The sequence below is a fragment of the Mycobacterium sp. Panama NTM2 genome (genome assembly GCF_054355555.1).
This window is the reverse complement of record NZ_CM135953.1, coordinates 1,776,548-1,797,995: the sequence shown is the minus strand read 5'-3', so window position 1 is coordinate 1,797,995 and position 21,448 is coordinate 1,776,548. Positions and strand designations below refer to the sequence as shown.

Below are 21,448 nucleotides of genomic sequence, written 5' to 3'. Positions count from 1 at the left end.
GGGGTGGTCCTACAAACTGTCGTAATCACGTCAGCAGCGGTGACGCCGACCCGTGTGACCAGCATCGGGAGTCCCCGCGCCAGACGCCGATGTTACCGTCGGCGTCGTGTCGATGGCCGTGTCGCTGGCAGCAGCGTGGACCCGCCGGTGCGGCGCGCTCCGCCTGCCCGTGATCGCACTCGGCGCGGCGGTGGCGACTGCCCTGTCCGGGTGCGGCCAATCGGACCAGCCGGCCGGACCGGCAGCAGGTGCGACGTCGATCGTCACCAGCACCACCCGCATCGCCGGCGCAGGAGTGCTCGGCAATGACCGGCGGCCGGACGAGTCGTGCGCGCCGGAGCCGGCACCGCTCGACGACGGCCCGCCCGAACGTCAGGTGCGCAACGCCACCGGACACGCCATCACTCCCCCGATCCCGGACACCACGACGGTGGTGGCGGACCCTCAGCGCATCGTCGCGCTCGCCGGCGATCAGCTCGATGCCCTCTGCGCCCTGGGGCTGCAGTCCCGCATCGTCGCAGCCGCCCTGCCCGATGGCTCCGACGATCAACCGTCCTATCTCGGCACCGTGATCCACGAGCTGCCTGCCGCCGGCAGCCGCACCGATCCCGATCTCGACGCGGTGCGCGGGGCGCGCCCCGACCTGATCCTCGGCTCGGTGGGCCTCACACCCGAGTCCCATCCGGCCCTCGCTCAAATCGCGCCGACCGTGTTCACCGGTCCGCCCGGGGTGGCCTGGAAGGACGACCTGCGCACCGTCGGAGCCGCGACCGGCCGCCTCGAGGCCGCCAACCGGCTCGTCGAGGACTTCGACCGCCAGGCCGACCGGGTGGGCGCCGACAGCGACGCGGTGCACTTCCAGGCGTCGGTGGTGCAGTTCACCGACACCACCATGCGCGTGTTCGGCACGGACAACTTCCCGGCCAGCGTGCTCGCCGATGTCGGCGTCGATCGGCCTCCGACGCAACGCTTTTCCGACAAGCCCTACGTCGAGGTGGGGATCACCGACACCGACCTCGCGGACTCCCCGGACTTCTCCGCCGCCGACGGCGACATCGTCTACGTCTCGTTCGCCACCGCCGAGGCGCGGGAACGAGCCCACGAGGTGATGACCAGCGATGCGTGGAAGAAGTTGTCGGCCAACCGCGACAACCGCATCTACGCCGTCAACAACGAGGTCTGGCAGACGGGCCAGGGCATCGTCGCGGCCCGCGGCATCATGGCCGACCTCCGGCTGGTCAACGCGCCGATCAACTGACCCGGTCGCGGTGCCGCGACTGTTGACCGAACTGGTTGGGTTCGAGCGCTCCGTCGGGCAGCACCAGCTCGCCGGAGTCGATACGGCGGCGTAGATACGCGAACGTCTGAGCGGTCTGGGCGAACAGGTGCTCCCCCGCGCGCAATGCCGGACGTTGCGCGGCGCCCGCGTCGGCGAACTGAGGAAGCGGGGCGACGACGGTGTCGTAGTCGACGTTGAAGAACAGCGGGAAGGAGTAGCGCTCCTCGGCGACGCGCCGCACGCGATGGCTGGTGGCCACGAACGCTCCGTTGGTCCACAGTTCGAGCAGGTCACCGATGTTGACCACGTAGGTGCCCTCGATCGGCGGCACGTCGATCCACTCGCCGCTGCCGTTCTGCACCTCCAGGCCCGGCGCTGTCGGTTTGAGCAGCGTGAAGCATTCGTAGTCGGTGTGCGCACCGATCCCGGGGGCGTCGCTGGCGTCGGGGTTGAACGGGTAGTGCACCAGGCGTAGTTGGCTCGGGGGTTTGGTGGCGTGGCGGGAGAAGACGTCGGGGTCCTCCTCCCCCAGGGCCACTGCGAACGCCCGGAGCAGCCGATGCCCGACGGCCATGATCGCGTCGTAGTAGGCCGTCACCGCCTCCGCGAAGCCCGGTACCGCGGGCCAGGTGTTCGGCCCGAGCATCGGATTTCCGCGCAGGTGGTCGGGGTCGTCGGCGGGGAGGTCGAGCGCGGTGTCGAACGCCTCCTTGTAGTCGCCGACCCCGGTTTCGACTCCCTCCTCGCCGACCGGGACGTATCCGCGGTGGCACCGGGACAGGCCGATGTAGCTGCGCATCTTGTCCTCGAGAGGAAGGGCGAAGAACGTCTTCGTCGCGGCCAGCAGCTGCTCGAACAGGTCCTCGTCGATGCCGGACCCGCTGATGTAGAAGAAGCCGGTGACGCGGGCGGCGGCCCCGATCTCGGCCGCGACCCGCTCCCGGTCGGCGGGCTCGTTCGAGCTCAGACCACTGATGTCGATGACGGGTATCGACGTGAAAGACCCCGAGGCGCTCACTGCACTGGTCACGGTGTGATGGCTCCTTCTCGTGCGGTGATCGTCCAGCGCACACCGTCGGCGACGACGTGGTCGTGGTGGCATTGCCAGGCCTGCATCCGGTTCGCATCCGCGACCACCGCACCGGCGGCGGTCGCCCACCCGATCAGGTCGCCCACGCGCACCGCAACGGCGCGCTGCGGACCGGCAGACAGGAACAGCGCGCCGGCGGGTTCGACGGGCCCGTCTTCGCGCACCCAGTGTTCGGTGTAGCGTTCGTGAACACCGGTCTCCACGAGTGTGGTTCCCTCCCAACGCATCCGGCCGTCGTCCGGCAGGTCGGTCGGGTGGGTGTCGACGTCGCGGCGCCAGCTGAAGACGTCTGCGCTCTGCGAGAGGGTGCCGGCGAATCCGCGGGTGTCCACATACCCCGTCGGCCCTTGCAGCCACAGCACGTCGGTCGAGATGTCCGGCGGCCCGTCGGCCGGCACGAGCAGCACGCGTCGCCACAATCCGATGCAGTCGCGGGCCGACACCGCGGTCATCGGGCGTCGTCCCACCGTGACCGAAGACTGCTCATGCCCGCCGTTGTCGGTGTGCCGATCGCCCTCACCCGGGCGACCCCGCCGTCCGGGTACGCCTGCACCCGCAGCGCGCAGACGTCGTCGACGGCGATCGCGAATCGATGCCGGGCATCAGGGGCCAGCGGTGTGCGGGCCAACACCGGGACGTCGAAGGGCACCATCGCCCAGCCGTCGCGGCCCGGCCGGTGACGCGTTGCGAGCACCGACACTTCACGGGAGGCGTTGAACACGAACCACGAGGTGTCGATCTCCAGCCGGCGCAGGTCCGCCGGTACCGCGAACGAGATCAGGACGGCGTCGTGTGTCTCCGGGCCGACGTCGCGGCGCCGCCGGGTCTCCCACCCGTCGCCCATCGTGCGGGGACGGTCCGGCCGGATGAGTGCGCAGGCATCCGAATAGAAGCTGTCGCTGGACCATTCGACGCGACCACCCTGCTCCAGCCCGGACACCTCGACGCTGACATCACGGAAGTCGGCCGGGTCAGGCAGGACCTCACCGTAGACACGGACACGGGCCACCCCGCCGTCGGAGGCGAGCCGCAACCGGATGTGCGTCCACCGTCTGCGATCCGTGACAGTCAGGAGGTTCGTCGAATCCGGTTTCAGCGCAGTCCATTCCGTCACCGAGATCCACTCCACAGTGGCCGCGGTCGGGTCGTCGGCGAGGCCCAGCACGCAGGCGTCCACGCGGCATGCGGTCGGGTGGTTGCCCGAGAAGAACCGGGTGTCGACGTCGACGGCATGTACGACACCGGCCGCACCGAGCCGGATGACGACCCAATCACCGTCGGGTCCGGCGTGCCGACGTGTCTCCCATCCGTCGACCACTTCGCCACGCAGGTCGTAGGTGCCGGGCAGGAACGCGGGTTCGGCCGGATCGAGGAGACGTTCTTTGACGCCGAACGATTCGTCGCTCGCAGCGACGACACTGCCGCCGAGGATGCGGGACGCGAGGTCGATCCCGTTCTGTGCGGTCACGAGCCGAGCCCCAGCGCCACGGACAGCGGCCAGTGGCTGCGCGCGTTGGCCGGCCCGGGCGCGTACACGCCGGCCTTGCTCGTCGACAACCCCAGCCCGACGATCGCCTGGGCCAGCGCGACCGCCGCTGCGACACCGTCGACGGCGGGCACTCCGGCGTCCGCGGAGATCGCGGCGGTCACCCCCGCCATGCCCGCACAGCCGAGGCAGATCACGTCGGCGCCGTCCTCGGTCACTGCGCGTACCGCTTCGGCGACGATGGACCGGACCGCGCCTTCGGGGTCGGCGTCCACCTCCGCGGTGCCCAGACCGCAGGCCCGCACGGAGGCGCAGTGCGCGTCGAGGCCGGCCAGCAGCAGCCGGTCCTGGATCGGGGCGATCGATCGGGCGAGCGTCGTGACGACGGAGAACCGGCGCCCGATCAAGTGCGCCACGTGGGCTGCGCATTCGGCGATGTCGAACACCGGGACGGTCAGCATCTCGGCCAGTGCGTCGCGGCCGTGCTCGCCGAATCCCGCGAGCACGACGGCGTCGAAATCGAACTCCGCCGCCTCCTGCAGAGTCGCGACGGCATCCATCACCGCGACCGCCGACAGGTAGCTCTCGGCCGCCGAATCGATCGCGCTCGCACCGAACGAAGCGCTGCGGCAGACGATCTCGGTGCCCGGACGGGCGGCCGCGGACGCTGCCGATGCGATCTCGGCGCCCATCGACGCCGATGTGTTGGGGTTGAGCACGAGAAGTCTCATGCGGCCACCCCGGTGGCGTCGTAGACCTGCCTGCCCGCCACCCATGTCGCGAGAACTCGGCCGCGCAGCATCATGCCGTCGTAGGGCGTCAGCGGGTGCCGGTGCCTCAGCTCTGCCGCTGTCACGGCCTCGGTCGCGTCGGGGTCGAATGCGCACAGGTCCGCCCGGGCACCGTGAGCGATGACGCCCCGGTCGGTCCAACCCGCGAGCCGCGCGGGCCGTTCCGACATCCACTGGCTCAGCTCGGCCAGACCGACACCGCGCCGCTCCGCCTGCGTCCAGACCACGCGGGGGCTCACCTGCAGCGAGCTGATGCCTCCTAACGCGGCGCCGAAGTCCCCCGCTCCCTTGAGGTCCGGCGCGCAGGGCGAGTGATCGGAGACCACCATGTCGAGTGTTCCGTCGACCAGCGCGGCCCACAGCGCGTCGCGGTCGTCGCCGGATCGGATCGGTGGACATGCCGCGAACTGGGTCGCGCCGGCGGGGATCTCGTCGGCGGTGAAGGTCAGATAGTGCGGGCACGTCTCAGCGGTGACGCAGACACCGGCCGCCTTGGCGGCGGCCAGGATTCCGACCGCCTGCGCACTCGACACGTGCACGATGTGGATGTGGGCTCCGGTGTCGCGTGCCATGGCGACCGCGAGCTCGACGGCGCCGGCCTCGGCGGCCGCCGGACGTGACGCCAGGAACGACCGATAGGACCGCCCGGACGCGGGCCCGCACCCGGCCAAGACGTCGTGGTCTTCGGCGTGTACCAGCAACACCGAGCCGAGATCGGCGATTTCCCGGCCGGCGGCGGTGAACTGCTCCGGCGTGAGGTGACCGAAGTGGAGGTTGCCGGAGTCGGCGAGGAAACACTTGAAGCCGCGCACTCCGGCGTCGGCGAGACTCCGCAACGTACCGAGGTTCTCGGGCACCACCCCACCCCAGTACGCGACCGCAACCTCGCATCGACCCTGCGCCGCTTCCCTTTTCGCCTCCAGGGCGGCAACGGTGGTGGTGACCGGCAGCGAGTCCAGCGGCATGTCCACCAGCGTCGTGATACCGGCTCGCGCGGCGGCCTCGGTCGCGGTGGCGAAACCCTCCCAGTCGGGCCCCGGCTCGCTGACGTGCACATGGGTGTCGACGAAGCCGGGTAGCAGCACGGCACTCTCGGGCACGGTGACGTCGGCGCGCGCATCGTAGGCGGTGTCGCGAGCGCCGACACCGACGATGAACCCGCGCGCCACGGCCACCGCCGCCGGCCGGAGGGTGCCGCCGATCAACGCCCGATCGGCCCGCAGCACCAGATCGATCACCGCGCGAACCGCTCGTCGAAGTGCTGCGTCATCTCCGGCCAGACGTGCGGGTCGTGGCCGGGGATCAGCGGATAACCCTTCTCCTCGGCCAGTCGTTTGAGTCGCCGGATCGGCTCCACCGTGTCTTCGGGTTGGACGTCGATGAAACCTCCGACGGGCAGCTCGTTCTCGATGTTCTCGGTCAGATCTGCCGCGTCGAAGGCGAAGACATATCCTGCGGGCCGCCCGGCCTCGCAGACGGTCTCGTCGAGTTCCACGACGAAGCTCTGATGCCCCGGGGTGTGCCCGTAGGTGGGCACCGCGGTGATCCCGGGGGCGATGTCGGCTTCGCCGTCGGCGAGCTGCCAGTCGATCGACGGATCGTCGAAGTCCACCCGGAAGATCGCATGCCGCTCAGGCTCTGGATGACGGGACAACCCGTAGTCCAGCTCCCGCCGCTGGGCGTGCACCGGCACCCTGCCGGCGAACAGCTTCAGTCCGCCGGCGTGATCGGTGTGCAGATGCGACACCGCCACCACCCGGATGTCGTCGACGTCGATTCCGATGCCGGACAACGACTCTTCGATCGGCTCCCCGGGTCCGGGCAGGATGGGCTGGTACTCGACACTCGGGTAGTAGCGCCGCCGCAGGTATGGGTCGCGGATCAGCGCCGTGTTGAACCCGGTGTCGAGCAGGACCCAGCCACCGTCGGTCTGCAGCAGCACACCGGGAACCGGCTCCCGCAGCCTGATGTCCGACGGTGCGCCGTGCACCGACACCGACTTCGGCAGGTCTTCCCACCCCAGGGTGAGCAGAACGATCCGCCGGACCCCGCTGCGCTGCGTCAGCGTTGCCATCAGCCCACCGACAGTGCCGCCAGGCGCAGCGAATTGGGGTTCGTCACGACGTGGGCCGCTTCGACGCCCTTGAGCCACGGCTGGGCCACCATGAAGTCGTTGACGTCGGCGACGTTCAGCCAGCAGCCCGTCTTCACCGCTTCCTCACCCGCGGTGGAGAAGTCGGCGTCCGATCCGGTGGGCAAGCCCTTGGCCAGCGCATCGGTGATCCCGGGAGAGGAGCATCCGAAGAAGTTCAGACCACCGTCGGCGTCCCAGGAGATGTGGCCCCACGTGTAGGGCGACGGTGCGTCGGGCCACCCGAGGTAGGTCATGATCTCGGGGCCCGCCTGCCCGTCACCGCCGATCCACCCGTAGATCTCCGAGGTCGGGTAGGCCTGCACCTTGGCAGTCAGACCGGCTGCGGCCAGCTGGGTTTGGAGCAGGTTGCTGATCAGCTGGTTGTCCGGGTTGGACGAGTCGTAGCCGATGGTGACGGCCTTCTGGTCGGCGGGCAGGCCTGCCGCGATGCCGGACAGTACCGACGGATCGTGGGCCACCGACTGCTTGGCGTACTGCGCCGCCATGATGTTCGGCGGATAGATCTGCTCGGCTTTCTTTCCGCGGCCGAAATAGGTCTGCTTGACCAATTCGTCGACGTCCACGGCCTGCATCACGGCGTTGCGGTTCTTCGCGTCGGTCATCATCCCCTTCTTGGGGTTGATGTAGACGAAGTTCGACATCATGGTCGGCAGGGAATAGTTGGTGAACGACTTGTTGTCGAGGTAGGACTGCACCGCCGACGAGGGCAGATCGTGCAGGATCGCGGCGAGCTGACCGTTGTTGAACTGCAGCTGCTGCGCCGAGACGTCGGTGATCACAGGGATGTCGACCTTCTCGAAGTACGGCTTCGTGCCCCAGTAGTCCGCGAAGGCGGTCAGCTCGTACTTCGAACCGACCTCGGCGGCGGTCAGCGTGTACGGGCCGGTACCCAGGTCGTGGGTGGTGAGGTAGCCCTGCGCATTGTCGGCACCGGCATTCTTCTGCAGCCCTTCGGGACTCAGCATCCTCGGGCCGTACGGGCAGGCCAGGTAGTCGAGGAACGCCGAGTTGGGTGCCTTGAGCGTGACGGTGACGTCGTAGTCGCCCTGGGTGGTGACCGATTCGATGTCGGCGACCATGTACGCGGGTCCCTGGTTGACCGCGGCCCGCCGGTCGAAGGAGGCCTTGACCGCCGCGGACGTGAACGGCGTCCCGTCGTGGAACTTCACGCCCTGGCGCAGCTTGAAGGTGTAGACCCGGTTGTCGGGTGAGGCCGTCCACTCGGTCGCCAGCAGCGGCTCGAACTCGGGCTTCTCGGTGCCGGCCTTGTACTGCAGCAGACCTTCGTAGGTGTTGGTGGTCAGCAGCAGACCTTGGCCGGCGTAGAAGATGTCCGGGTCGGGGGGCTGGCCCGGGTCCTGCAGGAACGACAGATGCAGCACCTTGTCGGTCGGCGCCGCACTGGACGCACCGCTTCCGGAATCCGAACCACCGCAGGCACTCAGGGTCAGCACGAGCGCGGCCAGGGCGGCGCCGAACTTCAGACGTCGGCTCATCGTGCCGCTCCTTCCAGAACAGGTGTCGCCGCGCCGATTCCGGCGAAGGCGTCGAGGATTTCCTCGGTGGTGCGCATGGCACCGGTCTGCAGGTACTCCATCGCGTCGAGCGCTGCGTCGTGGCGGTACTGCGTCGAGCCGCCGACGCAGTCGGTCACCACGCGCACGTAGAAATCGCGCTGGTGGGCGTCGGCGAACGTGTAGTGCACACAGACGTCGGTGAGGCCGCCGATGAGGATCAGCGTGTCGGCTTTGAGCCCGGAGAGCACGATCTCGAACTCCGTTCCGATGAAGCCGGAGTAGCGCCGTTTGACGATGTGGAACTCGTGGTTGGGCCCGTCGAGGTCGGGCAGCAGCGCGGGGTGCAGCGGAGTGCCCGGGCGGCCGTCCACGCAGTGCTCACCCTCCACACCGTCGAGTTCCCGGCCGAAATCGATACCGCTGGGCCGGTGCACCTCCTGGAAGAACACGATGGGGATGCCCGCCGCACGGGCGGCGTCGATCATGCGTTGGGCGCGGGCGACGCGGTCGTCGTAGCCGGGCATGTGTTCGATGCCCACCTCCTCGGCGGGCATACCGCCGGCTTCCTGCATGTCGACGACGACGAGCACGGGATTGCCCACGATCAGTGGCTGTTTCGGCACCTATCCTCCTGTGACTGCGATGCGGGGGTCTGCGGCGGCCTGGAGCAGGTCCACGGCCGTGTTGATGACGACGTAGAGGGCGCCGAGCATGAGCGTGACGCCGGCGATGGCGGGAAAGTCCGCGACGGGGATGCTCTGGGCGATGTACTGCCCGATGCCCGGCCAGCCGAACACCTGCTCGACGACCAGAACGCCGGAGAACATCAGGCCGACTTGCAATCCCGTCATCGACAATGCGGCACCGACGCTGTTGCGCAGCACGTGGCGGGCCATGATCTGGGTTTCCGACAGACCCTTGGCGCGCGCCGTCCGGGCGTAGTCGCTGTCGATGTCGTCGAGCAGGCTACTGCGCAGCACCCGTCCGATGGCCACCGCGGGCCCGAGCGCTATGACGACGGCCGGCAGTAGGAGGTGGTGCAGCGCGTCGCCGACGACGTCGAACCGGCCGTGCAGGAGTCCGTCGACTGTGAGAAGCCCGGTCGGTCCGTCCGGGAGGTCGGCCAGCCCGGTCCGGCCGTTGGCCGGCACCCATCCGAGCGTCTTGTAGAACACCAGCAGCCCGAGAATGCCGAGCAGGAACATCGGCGCCGACGAGCTGGTGAACAGGACAGCGCGCAACACCTGCGCGCCAGGCCATTTCAGCGTGGTACTGAACGCGAGAAGGGCGGCGAGCACCAGCGCGATCACCAGACCGTACATCGCCAGTTCCAGCGTCGCGGGGAAGAACGTGCCGAGATCGGACAGCACGGGGTGCCTGGTCCGATAGGACGTGCCGAGGTCACCGGTCGCAGCGCCCGTCAGATAGTTCCAGAACTGTACGAGCACAGGGTCGTTGAGGCCCAGCGCCTCCCGGCGCGCAGCGACGGCCGCACCGGATGCCTGCGCCCCCAGCTGCGCCTTCACCGGGTCCAGCGGCGAGATGTGCTGGAGCAGGAACATCACCCCTGTCAACGCGATCAGGATGGCGAACATCGCACCCACTCGTGTCATCACGAACGTCTTCATGCGCGGTCCTTCATCAGATTGCGCAGGCAGTCGCCTGCGATGTTCCCCACGAGAGCCAGCACGAGCACGGCGAGGCCCGGCATCACCGGGATCCACCACTGCTGCAGGAAGTAGCTGAGGTTGCGCGCGGAGTCGGCGCCCAATTCGGGCGCCGGTGCGGCCTGCCCGAGCCCGAGGAAGGACAGCGCAGCCAGGGTCAGGATCAGCGTGCCGATGTCGAGGCTCGCGGCGACCAGACCATTGGGCAGCGCGCCGGGCAGTAGGTGCCGGATGGCCAGCCGAATCGGGTTGACCCCGGCCAGTTTTGCGGCCTCCACGTGCGGGCGGGCCGCCAACCGTGCCACTTCTCCGCGGATGAGCCGTGCATAGAAGGGCCACCACACGATCGACACCGCGATCAACGTGTGGACGAACCCCGGTCCGAGCGCGGCGACCACGGCGATCGCGAGCACCGGCGCAGGCAGTGAGAGGAAGGCGTCCGTGATGCGCATCAGCACGGTGTCGAGCCAGCCGCCTGCCGCGCCGGCGATCAGGCCGATCAGCCCGCCGATGAACAACCCGACGGCGACGACGACCAGGGCGGCGAACCAGCTGGACCGCGCGCCGTAGAGCACCCGGGACAGGATGTCGCGGCCGATGCTGTCGGTGCCCAGCAGGAACCCGTCGGTGCCCGGCGGCTGCAGCGGCATACTCACGGGCAGCAGGGGGTCGTGCGGGGCGAGCACCGGCACCGCCACTGCGACGATCGTGACGACGAAGATCGAGGCGAATCCGATCCAGTTCAGCAGGGGCAGCGTCGATGTCGGCATGCGTAGCAGGCGCGTGAGACGCCGGGAGCGAACCGGGGCCATCTGGACCGCCAACGCCATCAGTCGGCCCTCCGTTCGATGCAGGCCACGCGGTGTGCGCTGCCGGGGCGGCCCTCGAGCCGGACGTCGAGGCCGGGGTCGGCGCATGCATCGATGGAGATCGGGCAGCGCGGGTGGAACGCGCAGCCATCCGGCGGCGCCAGCGGGCTGGCGGGTTCGCCTGACAGCGATCGCAATTCGCGGCCGAGATCGGGAATCGAGGCGACCAGCGCCTGGGTGTAGGGATGGGCGGGCCGATTGATCACCTGATCCGCGTAGCCGATCTCGACGATCCGGCCCAGGTACATCACCGCGATGCGATCGGCGACGACGCGTGCCACCGCCAGGTCATGGGTCACGAACAGCACCGACATGTTCAGGGAGCGGCGCAGCTCGGCGATCAGGTTGAGCACCGACGCGGCCAGCGACACATCCAGCGCGCTGGTCGGCTCGTCGCACAGCAGCACCGACGGCGGGATCACGGTGGCCCGCGCCAGCGCGACGCGCTGCCGCTGCCCGCCGGAGAGCTGACCGGCTCGGGCGGTGGCGATGTCGGCCGGTAGCCCGACGCGTTCGAGCACCTCGGTCACCGCAGCGCGGCGCTGGGCGCGGGAACTCCTGCGGATCCGCTCGCCGATGATCTCACCGACCGACAGCCACGGCGTCAGTGATGCGCCGGCGTCCTGGAACACCATCTGGGGTCGCTGCCCGTCCGGTAGCGCCACGGTGCCCGAGGTCGCCTTCTCGAGACCGGCGATCACCCGCAGCAGCGTCGACTTGCCCGAGCCGCTCTCCCCGACCAGCGCCACCGATTCGCCGTGCGCGACCCGGAGCGAAACCCCGCGTAGCGCTTGGAGTTTGCCCGCTCCGGAGGTGCGATCGAGCCAGCGTCGTGCGACGGTGAAGGTCTTGGTGACGTCGCGCAGGTCCACGGCGGGAGGTCCGTCCTCGCCCGAGACCGCCTCTGCTGCGGCAGCATCGGCGCCGGGTTCGACGGGTGTCCGATAATGCTCGGCGACGTCGGCGGGGGTGCGCACGCAGGCACTGACCCGTCCCGGGCCGATCGCGACGGGATCCGGCGGAGTCTGCTCGCATTCCGGCGCGGCGAGAACGCAGCGGGGCACGAACGCGCAACCCGGCAGTGGATCGGCAGCGCTGGGCACCGAGCCCGCCAGCGCCGCCAGTGTGCGGTCCCGCGCGGTGTGCAGCGTCAGCCGGGAGCCGAGCAGGCCTGCGGTGTAGGGATGCGCGGGGCTGGCGAGAACATCTGCGGTGGGCCCGATCTCGGCGATGCGTCCGGCGTAGAGCACCGCGATCCGGTCGGCGATCTGCGCGGCGACACCGAGATCGTGGGTGATCAGGACGATGCTGCAGCCGATCTCGTCGCGCAACCGCTGCAGAAGGGCCAGCACCTGCGCCTGCACGGTGACGTCGAGGGCGGTGGTGGGTTCGTCGGCGATGACGAGCTCCGGATCGCCGGCGATCGCGATCGCGATCATCACGCGCTGCCGCAGACCACCCGACAGCTCATGTGGGTAGGCGCGCATTCGGGACTTCGGGTCGGGAATCCCGACGGCGGTCAACAGCCGCAACGCCTCGGCGGGGCTGCCTGCGACCTCTTCGACCTGTTTACCGATGCGCATCGTCGGGTTCAGCGACGTCATCGGATCCTGGAACACCGCACCGAGATCGAGACGGCGCACCTTCCGCAGGTTCTTGGCGTCGAACCCGGGCGTTCCGGGCAGCATGTCCGACCCGGCGACGCGGACCCGGCCGCCGACCCGGGCACCGTCGGCGAGCAACCCGAGCATGCTGAAGCCGAGCACACTCTTGCCCGATCCCGATTCACCGACCAACCCGACGATCTCACCCGGTGCGATCGCCAACGACACACCTCGCAAGGCGTGGATGTCGCGGCCCCGGCGGGAGAACGTGACGTGCAGGTCAGCGACCGTGGCCACCGGGGTTCCCGTCGCCGACGCGTCCGGGACCGCCGCCGTGTCGGCAACGGTGGATGCGGTGGTGCCCACGTGGACGCTCCTGAGGTCTCGGGTGGTGAATGTGAGCGCGGCGGGCTGCGCGTCGATGTGCGGCCGGCCTGTCGATCGACAGTTTTCTCGGACTGGACGCCCGGTGGGTGTCGCTGGCGTAACCAATTGACGGCCGAGGTAACCGATGGGTGTCCCGTGTTTCTATCGTGTGACAGATATGAACCGCGGTACCGAACCGGCGGGCCATGAGACACGATGAAGCCATGCCGCTGACCCGCGCGGGACGACCCCGGCTGCAGGCCCAGCGCCGCCCTGGTGTCACCGCTCGCGACGAAATCCTCGATGCCGCAGGTGAATTGTTCACCACGCAGGGCTACGCGGGGACCTCGACGCGCCACATCGCCGAATCCGTCGGCATCCGGCAGGCGTCGCTGTACCACTACTTCAAGACCAAAGACGACATCCTGTGCGCGCTGCTGAGCCAGACCGTCTCCCCCACGCTGTCGATCATTCCCGTCCTGCGTGAGGCGGAACCCGCGATGACCGAGGCTCAGCAGCTGCACGCGCTGGCGGTCTTCGACGGCGGAGCGCTCCTCAGCGGACGGTGGAACCTGGGCGCCCTCTATCTGCTGCCCGAGCTGCGCGACGCGCGCCTGGAACCCTTCTACTCCGAACGGGAGCGGCTGCGCCGGCACTACCTCGAGTTGAGCACGACCATCCTCGCCGGCACCGGCGTCGATCCGGCAGCCGCCGACCTACCGTTCCGACTGGTCGAATCCCTGGTCAACATGTGGTCCACGCCCGAGGGGACGGCCCGGCAACGGCTCCCCGGCCACGTCGCCGACGCCTGTCTGAGAGTTCTCGGCGTCGCCGACCCGACCGCGTTGCACGACCGCACCCGAGAGGCACTGACCGCGGCCAACCGGTGACGATTCTCACCGAGAGGTATGCGCATGGATGAATACGGGGCATTCTCGACGTTGAAGTGCTCGGCCCGCGGCGCGGGCCGCTCATGCAGTGAAGACGAGAAGAGGATGACACTTTGACCACCGTTTCCGCATACGCAGCCACCTCGGCCACCGAGCCGCTCACCAAGACCACGATCACCCGGCGCGACGTGGGCCCGCACGACGTCGCCTTCGACATCCACTTCGCCGGGATCTGCCACTCCGACATCCACACCGTCAAAGCCGAGTGGGGACAGCCGAACTACCCCGTCGTCCCGGGTCACGAGATCGCCGGTGTGGTGACCGAGGTCGGTTCCGAGGTCACCAAGTACAAGGTCGGCGACCACGTCGGCGTCGGCTGTTTCGTCGATTCCTGTCGCGAGTGCGACAACTGCAAGGAAGGCCTCGAGCAGTACTGCACCGGCACCGGCATGGTCGGCACCTACAACGCCGTCGGCCGTGACGGCGAGCCCACCCAGGGTGGCTACAGCGGCGCGATCGTCGTCGACGAGAACTACGTGCTGCGGATCCCCGACTCCATTCCGCTGGACAAGGCCGCACCCCTGCTCTGCGCGGGCATCACGCTGTTCAGCCCGCTGCGCCACTGGGAGGCCGGCCCCGGCAAGAACGTCGCGATCATCGGTCTCGGCGGCCTCGGCCACATGGGCGTGAAGCTCGCCAAGGCGATGGGCGCCCACGTCACCGTGCTGAGCCAGTCGCTGAAGAAGATGGAGGACGGTCTGCGCCTCGGCGCCGACGAGTACTACGCGACCAGCGACAACGACACCTTCAAAGCCCTGCGGGGCAAGTTCGACCTGATCCTCAACACGGTGTCGGCGAATCTCGACCTCGGCGCCTACCTCGGCCTGCTCAAGCGCGACGGCACGCTGGTCGAGCTCGGGATGCCCGAGCGGCCCATGGAGGTTCCGCCGTTCCCGCTCGCCGGCATGCGTCGCAGCCTGTCCGGTTCCATGATCGGTGGCATCCCCGAGACCCAGGAGATGCTCGACTTCTGCGCCGAGCACGACGTCACCCCGGAGATCGAAGTCATCGAGCCCGAGTACGTCAACGAGGCATACGAGCGCGTGCTCGCCAGCGACGTGCGCTACCGGTTCGTCATCGACACCTCGACGCTCAGGTAGGTCGAGTCCGTCAGTTCGGCCGCTCGTCGGTGGTCACCCCGGCGAGCGGCCAACCGGCCGCCGCCAACCGGGCGGCCACGCGTGCGACGTTCTCCGGTCCCGCATCGTGATGGGTGACGTCGGAGATGAACGTGGCGATCACGTCACGCTCGAGTGGCCCCTCCGGGTGTGGGGTCTCGGTGATGTGACTGATCACCTGCCCGATCTGCTCTTCGGTGAGCGGCGTGGCCCGCAACAGCGCCAACAGCGGCACGCGGTCGGGCCCCGGCACACCTGTCGGGTAACCCGCGCGAAGCCAGTTCAGGATCGAATTCAGCAACGACGTGGCGGTCACCGCTTCATTCTGATTCGCCCCGCAGCGCCGCGCCATGTCCGAAGGTCACCTGTGTGCTCGCTGGGTGCTGTGTAAACACTTCATTTCCCAGGTTGTCGCGTGGTCTATACAGTGCGACGCTGTCGTTCGGTCCGCCTGCGGGCGGGCCGTTCTCGCACTGATCACGTATCCAGGAGACGCGATGGCCACCGAATCCGCAGCTGAACCCGCTGCAGTCACCACCGCTGCGCCCGCGGGGTTGAAGAAGGGCGCGATCGGCATGGTCGCGGTCATCTTCATGGCGGTCGCCAACGCCGCACCGATCACCGCCATGACCGGAAACGTGCCGATCGCCGTCGGTTTCGGCAACGGTCTCGGCGCACCGGCCGGTTTCCTGTTCGCCACCATCGCCCTCACACTGTTCGCCCTCGGTTATGTGGCGATGGCCAAACACATCACCACCACCGGCGCGTTCTATGGCTTCATCTCCCACGGCCTCGGGCAGGTGTGGGGTATGGCCAGCGGCTTCTTGGCGACCTTCGCCTACGTGGTGTTCGAAGGCTCCCTGATCGGCGGTTGTGCCTATTTTGCCAACGACGCCGTGAACACCATCGTGGGAGTTGACATTCCGTGGCTGGTGTTCGCGATCGCCGCGATCGTGGTCATCGGGGTGCTGTGCCACTTCCACATCAGCCTCACCGCCGCGATCCTCGGGGTCACCCTGGTGTCCGAAGTTCTGATCCTGTTCGCGCTGGCGTTCACCGTGATCGCCAAGGGCGGCGGACCCGACGGGTTCATGCTCGATCAGACCGTGCTGCTCAACAATGCGTTCGAGAGCCTGCCCGAGGGTGCCTTCGGCACGGCCGCGGCCGCCGGCTCGATGGCGATCGGTCTGTTCTTCGCATTCTGGTCCTGGGTGGGTTTCGAGACCACCGCCGTCTACGGCGAGGAATCGCGCAACCCGAAGAAGATCATCCCGCGCGCCACGCTGATCGCGGTGATCGGACTGGGCCTGTTCTACACGTTCATCTCCGCGATGGTGCTGGCCGGCAACGGTGCGGAGACGTCGGTCGAGGCGTCGATCAGCTCGTCGCCGCTCGATCTGTTCTTCAACCTGGTGCATGCCAATCTCGGCGGATTCCTGCTCGATGTGTACAAGATCCTGTTGGTGATCGGCTCGTTCGCCTGTGCGTTGGCCTTCCACAACGCAGCGTCGCGGTACCTGTTCGCCCTCGGCCGCGAGATCCCGGTCAACGCGGTCAAGTCCACCCTCGGCGCCGCGCACCCCAAACACGGCTCTCCCTACATCTCCTCGGCGGTGCAGAGCGTGATCACGCTGGTGATCGTCCTGCTGTTCGCGGTGTTCACCGCCGTGCAGGTGCCCGACGCCGATGGCGTGCCGGTCGACACCCCGACGCTGGTGCCGTACGTCAACATCTACGGCCTCCTCGCCCTGATCGGCACCGCGGCGATCCTGCTGGTGCAGGCCATCTGTTCGATTGCGGTGATCTGGTACTTCTGGGTGCGAAAGACCCACCGCGGCAACGTGATCACCACCCTGGTCTGCCCCTTGCTCGGCGGCGTCGCGATGGCCTATGTCGTGTGGCTGCTGTGGGACAACCGGGCCTTCGCGGCCGGGTACGCGGCGAACTCACTGGTGTTCAAGAACGCGCCGTTCTTCATCCTCGCGGTGTTCGTGATCGGCATCGCGTACGCGCTGTGGTTGCGTTATGCGAAGCCCGACACCTACGCCGAGATCGGACGCACGGTCATGGAGGACGCCCACGAGCGCAGCTAGGCGCGTGCAGCGGCGCGCGTCAATGCTCGGATGACGCTGTTGTGGGCCAGTGTCACCTTGAAGGCGTTCTGACTCAACGGCTCCGCGCCCGCCACGGCGGCGCGCGCGGCCGCCGCGAACACCTCGGGTCCCGGCGTATTGCCCACCAGTTCCGCCTCGGCCGCCGGCACCCGCCACGGGGTGGCCGCGACGCCGCCCAGCACCACCGCCGCCGATCGGATCACCCCGTCGACGACGTCGAGGCCCGCTGCGACCGACACCAGCGCGAACGCATAGCTGTGGCGATCGCGGACCTTGAGATACCAACTGTGCCTGCCGAATTCGCTGGCGGGCAGCTCGACTGCGGTGATCAGCTCGTCCGGCGCCGCAGTGGTGTCGCGCTGCGGCCGGTCGCCGGGCAGGGCGAAGAAGTCGCCGATCGGAATCGACCGCGAACCCGAGGACCCGGTGACGTGGACGACGGCATCCAGCGCAGCGAGCGCGACCGCCATGTCGGAGGGATGCACGGCGATGCACGACGCATCTGAGGCCGCCGCGCCGAAGATCGCGTGTTCGCGGTGAAACCCGTCCACGGCAGCGCAGCCCGTCCCCGGGTCGCGCTTGTTGCAGGCGCGCAGCTCCGGGTTCATGAAGTAGGGGCAGCGCGTGCGCTGCATCAGGTTCCCGCCGACCGTGGCCATGTTGCGGATCTGCGTGGTCGCTCCCGACAAAATGGCCTGCGAGAGCATGGGATACGACGCCCGCACCAGCGGGTCGTTGGCGACCGCGCTGTTGGACACCCCCGAGCCGATGTGCACCCCACCCGCCTCGGTGGCATACAGCGAATCGAGGTGCAGGGAACCGACGTCGACGAGCGCGTCGGGATGTTCGACTCCGGTTTTCATCAGATCGAGCAGGTTCGTACCGCCGGCGTAGTAGCGCGCACCGCCGGCAGCGCGCCCGACCGCGTCGTCGAGCGTCACCGCGCGGTGGTAGCTGAAGGTCAGCATGGCTGCCCGTGCACGCTGCTGATCGCGGCGACGATGTTCGCATACGCGCCGCACCGACAGATGTTGCCCGCCATCCGCTCCCGGATCTCGGCCTCCGTCAGCCGGGGCGGGCCCGACACCACGTCCTCGTGCGGTCCCTCGAAAGTCGCCGCCGACAGATCGCCCGAGGCGAACTCGCGCAGCACCGCCCGCGACGAACACAGCTGACCCGGTGTGCAGTACCCGCACTGGAAGCCGTCGTGGTCGATGAACGCCTGCTGCATCGGGTCCAGGGTGTCCCCGTCGGCGATCCCCTCGACCGTGTCGACTTCTGCGCCGTCTATGGAGGCGGCCAACGTCAGGCAGCTCAACACCCGGCGGCCGTTCACCTCGACCGTGCACGCGCCGCAGAGGCCGTGATCGCACCCCTTCTTCGTCCCGGTCAGCAGCAACCGCTCGCGGAGCAGGTCGAGCAGGGTCGAGCGGATGTCGATGTCGATCTCGTGCGGCACACCGTTGACGGTGAGCTGGACGCGATGTGCACGGGTGCTCACAGCCGTCCTTCCGTACCGAATTCCATCAGGTCCTCCACGACGATGGGTAGGGAGCGCAACCGTTTTCCGGTGGCATGGTGGATGGCGTTGGCGATGGCGGCGGGCACCCCGCACGCGCCGATCTCCCCGATGCCGCGCACACCGATCGGATCGAGCTCGTGATCGGGATGCTCGAGGAAGGTGATGTCGAATTCCGGTCGATCGGCGTGGGTGGGTACGTAGTACTCGCCCAGGGGCGCTCCGGTCATGGGGTCGTGCGGTACCTGTTCGAGCAGCGCCATGCCCAGCCCGAAGGTGATGCCGCCCATCACCTGGTTGGCCGCCAGCTTCGGGTTGAGCACGCGCCCGCAGTCCATCACCGCCACCCAGCGGGTCACCGTCGCCCGACCCAGCGCTTCGTCGACCTCGACTTCGCAGAAGTGCGCACCGAAGGACTGCGAGACCGCGCCACCGTCCGGTGCGCCGTCGCTCGTCGCCGTGAAGGTGAGTTCTGCTGCCAGCTCGGGGGTGACGTTGTCGGTGGGGAATGCCCGACCGCCCAGCCGGCGCGTCCATTCCAAGGCCGCGGCGTACACAGCAGAGCCGACGGTGGCCGTCGTCTGCGACGCCCCGCTGTAGGGGGCGTTGGGGAAGAACGAATCGCCGGAATGAAAGCTCACCCGATCCAGCGGCAGGCCTGTGGTGTCGGCGGCGACCTGGGTCATGACGGTGCGTACGCCGGTGCCCACCTCGTGAGTGGCGGCGCTGAACCGCACGTGCCCGTCGGGCAGCGTCTGCACCCGGCAGCTCGCCGGCATGCGCCGGCCCGGATAGGTCGCCGTGGCCATCCCCCATCCGATCTGAAACCCGTTGCGCGTCAACGATCGCGGTGCCCATGGTCGGTCGTCCCACCCGAACCGGCGCGCCCCGGTCCGGTAGCACTGTGCGAGATCGGCGGCCGACCACGGCTTCCCGTTGGTCTGGTCACGATCGGTCACATGCGCGATCCGCAGGTGCAGCGGATCCTGGTTCGTCGCGGCGGCGAGCTCGTCCATCGCGACCTCGAGAGCGAACAGGCCGGGCGCCTCACCCGGCCCGCGCATGAAACACGGTGTGGGCGCGTTGATGCGGGCGACGGTGTGAGACACGCTCATTCGTGGTGAGCGGTACAGCAGCCGCGTGGACAGACCGGCGGGCTCGCAGAAGTGCGCAACGGTCGAGGTCTCGGTCAGGGTGTGGTGTTCGGTGCTGGTGATGGCGCCGGCGTCGTCGGCCACCAGCCTCACCGTTTGTTCGGTGCGCGGCCGATGACCGGTCGAGGTGTACATCTGATCGCGGGTCAGCACCAGCTTGACCGGCCGGCCGATCTCGCGCGCTGCCACCGCGCACAGCACCACGTGCATCCACAAGAAGCTCTTGCTGCCGAACGCACCACCGACCAGCGGCGAGAGAATCCGAACCCGATCCTCGGCGATCCCCAGATAGGCCGCGACCGCGCGTCGTTCGCCGGTGATCCATCGGGTGCTGTCGTGCAGGACGAGGTCCTCACCCTCCCACCTGGCGACCGTCGCCGACAGCTCGATCGGATAGTGGGTGTTGATCGGGGTGCGATAGGTGGACTCGACTCGGACGCCGGCGGGTTCGTCCGCCGGACCCCGATGGTCCTGCAACTTCTCCTCGTCGAGCTTCACGAAGTGGTCGGGCCGGTAGACGCCGTGCCGGACGGGGCCTTCGTCGGGGACGCCCGGCTCGGCCAGCACCTGCCGGGCGCTCAGCTGAGCGGGCGAGACCTCGTAGTCGAAGCTCATCAACGACGCGGCGTAAGTGGCGTTCTCCGGCGAGTCGGCCACCACCATCGCCAAGTGCTGGCCCACGTGCTGAACCGTCAGATCCGACAGCGGCGGGCGGCGCTCCAACGGCAGATCCCACGTCATGTCCTCGGGAAGCACGTGCAGCGCAGGGCAATTCAGCGGTGTCAGCACGAAGATGGTCCCCGGCGCGTTCGCGGCCCTGGCGGCCGCGGCGGCCATCGACTCGGCGGTCACGCGGCCATGCGGAATCGTGGCCTGCACCAGGACCGCGAAAGTGGGGTCGTCTACCGGAGTGTCCGCGGTGTAGCGCGCCGCGCCTGTCACCTTCTGCATTCCTTCGACTCGCGACACGGGTTGACCGATCGAACGCGTCATGGCGACCAGTGTCGTGCATTTCGACCGTGGCCGCCTCGCTGCTGGCCGGACCACCCCCTTACCGCTAGCCCCCAGAGCGCACCGACCACGCTCCTGTCACATCAATGTCAGAATGTCAGACCATGGGCGCTCTGAGAGTCGCGATCGCCGACGACGACGTGCTGCTCCGCGAGGGGCTGGCTAGCCTGCTCCAACGCTCGGGCCTGGAGGTCGTCGGTCAGGTAGGAGACGCGTCGGCTCTTCTCGGGCTGGTCCGCACCGAGAAACCCGACCTGGTGCTCGTCGACATCCGGATGCCGCCCACCCACACGACGGAGGGGCTCGATGCCGCGCGGGTGATCCGCGAGGAGGCGCCCGAGATCGGCATCGTCGTGCTCTCGGCGCATGTCGACGTCGACCACGCCATGGAACTGCTGGCCGGTGGCCACGCGATCGGGTACTTGCTCAAGACTCGCGTCACCGACGTCGACGACTTCATCGACACTGTGCACCGTGTCGCCAACGGCGCATCGGTGGTCGATCCGGCGCTGGTGGCCGAGCTGGTCGGTGCACGTAAGCGCAACGACCCGCTGGCCGCGTTGAGCGCCCGCGAACGCGAGGTCCTCACACTGATGGCCGAGGGCCTGTCCAACGGCGGTATCGGCCGCCGTCTGTGGGTCACCGAGGGCACCGTCGAAAAGCACGTCCGCAGCATCCTGACCAAACTCGACCTGCCCGAGACCGGTGACGACCACCGCCGCGTCCGCGCGGTGATCCTCTACCTGGAATCCCGCTGA

At 68.5% G+C, this 21,448-nt stretch carries 20 protein-coding genes; 5 read left to right on the top strand and 15 right to left on the bottom strand.

The annotated features are described in order from the left end of the window. The first annotated feature begins 112 nt into the window (after nucleotides 1–112). Complete coding sequence (locus ACXYX3_RS08510) at nucleotides 113–1,258, top strand: iron-siderophore ABC transporter substrate-binding protein (RefSeq protein ID WP_241204203.1); 1,146 nt, start codon at nucleotides 113–115, stop codon at nucleotides 1,256–1,258. Here ACXYX3_RS08510 and ACXYX3_RS08505 read toward each other — a convergent pair. The 11 genes from ACXYX3_RS08505 to ACXYX3_RS08455 are packed head-to-tail and all read right to left on the bottom strand — an operon-like array spanning nucleotide 1,251 to nucleotide 12,824. Then, nucleotides 1,251–2,309: an isopenicillin N synthase family dioxygenase gene (locus ACXYX3_RS08505; RefSeq protein WP_458611391.1), complete on the bottom strand. Its 1,059-nt coding sequence runs from the start codon at nucleotides 2,307–2,309 to the stop codon at nucleotides 1,251–1,253. The two genes, ACXYX3_RS08510 and ACXYX3_RS08505, sit on opposite strands and share 8 nt — an antisense overlap. Beyond that, nucleotides 2,306–2,821, bottom strand: coding sequence for a hypothetical protein (locus ACXYX3_RS08500; protein WP_458611389.1), 516 nt, complete (start codon nucleotides 2,819–2,821; stop codon nucleotides 2,306–2,308). The genes ACXYX3_RS08505 and ACXYX3_RS08500 overlap by 4 nt, the downstream gene beginning before the upstream one ends. Beyond that, a complete protein-coding gene (alc, locus tag ACXYX3_RS08495; protein ID WP_458611387.1) occupies nucleotides 2,818–3,837 on the bottom strand; it encodes an allantoicase in 1,020 nt (339 codons plus the stop codon). Before alc ends, ACXYX3_RS08500 begins: the two co-directional genes overlap by 4 nt. Continuing rightward, the gene (locus ACXYX3_RS08490) at nucleotides 3,834–4,586 is read right to left on the bottom strand and encodes an aspartate/glutamate racemase family protein (protein WP_458611385.1); all 753 of its coding nucleotides are present in this window, start codon (nucleotides 4,584–4,586) and stop codon (nucleotides 3,834–3,836) included. The genes alc and ACXYX3_RS08490 overlap by 4 nt, the downstream gene beginning before the upstream one ends. Continuing rightward, complete coding sequence (gene allB / locus ACXYX3_RS08485; RefSeq protein ID WP_458611383.1) at nucleotides 4,583–5,884, bottom strand: allantoinase AllB; 1,302 nt, start codon at nucleotides 5,882–5,884, stop codon at nucleotides 4,583–4,585. Before allB ends, ACXYX3_RS08490 begins: the two co-directional genes overlap by 4 nt. Continuing rightward, nucleotides 5,881–6,720: an N-acyl homoserine lactonase family protein gene (locus ACXYX3_RS08480; protein ID WP_458611381.1), complete on the bottom strand. Its 840-nt coding sequence runs from the start codon at nucleotides 6,718–6,720 to the stop codon at nucleotides 5,881–5,883. Before ACXYX3_RS08480 ends, allB begins: the two co-directional genes overlap by 4 nt. Beyond that, nucleotides 6,720–8,297 carry an ABC transporter substrate-binding protein gene (locus ACXYX3_RS08475; protein WP_458611379.1) on the bottom strand — a complete coding sequence of 526 codons (1,578 nt, stop codon included), beginning with the start codon at nucleotides 8,295–8,297 and terminating at the stop codon, nucleotides 6,720–6,722. Before ACXYX3_RS08475 ends, ACXYX3_RS08480 begins: the two co-directional genes overlap by 1 nt. Continuing rightward, nucleotides 8,294–8,941 (bottom strand): cysteine hydrolase family protein, encoded by a 648-nt coding sequence (locus ACXYX3_RS08470; RefSeq protein ID WP_241204008.1) that lies wholly within the window; start codon nucleotides 8,939–8,941, stop codon nucleotides 8,294–8,296. Before ACXYX3_RS08470 ends, ACXYX3_RS08475 begins: the two co-directional genes overlap by 4 nt. Further along, nucleotides 8,942–9,946 carry an ABC transporter permease gene (locus tag ACXYX3_RS08465; protein WP_241204007.1) on the bottom strand — a complete coding sequence of 335 codons (1,005 nt, stop codon included), beginning with the start codon at nucleotides 9,944–9,946 and terminating at the stop codon, nucleotides 8,942–8,944. It abuts the gene before it with no gap. Beyond that, nucleotides 9,943–10,815 carry an ABC transporter permease gene (locus ACXYX3_RS08460; protein WP_458611377.1) on the bottom strand — a complete coding sequence of 291 codons (873 nt, stop codon included), beginning with the start codon at nucleotides 10,813–10,815 and terminating at the stop codon, nucleotides 9,943–9,945. The genes ACXYX3_RS08465 and ACXYX3_RS08460 overlap by 4 nt, the downstream gene beginning before the upstream one ends. Continuing rightward, a complete protein-coding gene (locus tag ACXYX3_RS08455) occupies nucleotides 10,815–12,824 on the bottom strand; it encodes a dipeptide ABC transporter ATP-binding protein (protein WP_458611375.1) in 2,010 nt (669 codons plus the stop codon). Before ACXYX3_RS08455 ends, ACXYX3_RS08460 begins: the two co-directional genes overlap by 1 nt. Nucleotides 12,825–13,048: 224 nt before the next feature. Between ACXYX3_RS08455 and ACXYX3_RS08450 the strand changes: the two genes are divergently transcribed. Both ACXYX3_RS08450 and ACXYX3_RS08445 read left to right on the top strand, forming a co-directional pair. Beyond that, nucleotides 13,049–13,714 (top strand): TetR/AcrR family transcriptional regulator, encoded by a 666-nt coding sequence (locus ACXYX3_RS08450; protein ID WP_458611373.1) that lies wholly within the window; start codon nucleotides 13,049–13,051, stop codon nucleotides 13,712–13,714. Between the two features lie 113 nt (nucleotides 13,715–13,827). Continuing rightward, complete coding sequence (locus ACXYX3_RS08445; RefSeq protein WP_458611371.1) at nucleotides 13,828–14,874, top strand: NAD(P)-dependent alcohol dehydrogenase; 1,047 nt, start codon at nucleotides 13,828–13,830, stop codon at nucleotides 14,872–14,874. Between the two features lie 10 nt (nucleotides 14,875–14,884). Here ACXYX3_RS08445 and ACXYX3_RS08440 read toward each other — a convergent pair whose 3' ends face one another. Next, a complete protein-coding gene (locus tag ACXYX3_RS08440) occupies nucleotides 14,885–15,244 on the bottom strand; it encodes a DUF3349 domain-containing protein (RefSeq protein ID WP_458611369.1) in 360 nt (119 codons plus the stop codon). A gap of 145 nt (nucleotides 15,245–15,389) precedes the next feature. Here ACXYX3_RS08440 and ACXYX3_RS08435 point away from each other — a divergent pair, with 145 nt between their 5' ends. Then, nucleotides 15,390–16,985, top strand: a complete 1,596-nt coding sequence (locus ACXYX3_RS08435; RefSeq protein WP_458611367.1) for an APC family permease — start codon at nucleotides 15,390–15,392, stop codon at nucleotides 16,983–16,985. On the opposite strand, the gene ACXYX3_RS08430 is transcribed toward ACXYX3_RS08435, so the two are convergent. Genes ACXYX3_RS08430 through ACXYX3_RS08420 form a run of 3 tightly spaced genes read right to left on the bottom strand, consistent with a single transcriptional unit; the run spans nucleotide 16,982 to nucleotide 20,672 of the window. Next, entirely contained in the window at nucleotides 16,982–17,974 is a 993-nt protein-coding gene (locus ACXYX3_RS08430) for an FAD binding domain-containing protein (protein WP_458611365.1), read from the bottom strand. The two genes, ACXYX3_RS08435 and ACXYX3_RS08430, sit on opposite strands and share 4 nt — an antisense overlap. Beyond that, nucleotides 17,968–18,507, bottom strand: coding sequence for a 2Fe-2S iron-sulfur cluster-binding protein (locus tag ACXYX3_RS08425; RefSeq protein ID WP_458611363.1), 540 nt, complete (start codon nucleotides 18,505–18,507; stop codon nucleotides 17,968–17,970). Before ACXYX3_RS08425 ends, ACXYX3_RS08430 begins: the two co-directional genes overlap by 7 nt. After that, a complete protein-coding gene (locus tag ACXYX3_RS08420) occupies nucleotides 18,504–20,672 on the bottom strand; it encodes a xanthine dehydrogenase family protein molybdopterin-binding subunit (RefSeq protein ID WP_458611361.1) in 2,169 nt (722 codons plus the stop codon). The genes ACXYX3_RS08425 and ACXYX3_RS08420 overlap by 4 nt, the downstream gene beginning before the upstream one ends. Nucleotides 20,673–20,794: 122 nt before the next feature. Between ACXYX3_RS08420 and ACXYX3_RS08415 the strand changes: the two genes are divergently transcribed. Continuing rightward, the gene (locus ACXYX3_RS08415) at nucleotides 20,795–21,448 is read left to right on the top strand and encodes a response regulator transcription factor (RefSeq protein ID WP_458611359.1); all 654 of its coding nucleotides are present in this window, start codon (nucleotides 20,795–20,797) and stop codon (nucleotides 21,446–21,448) included.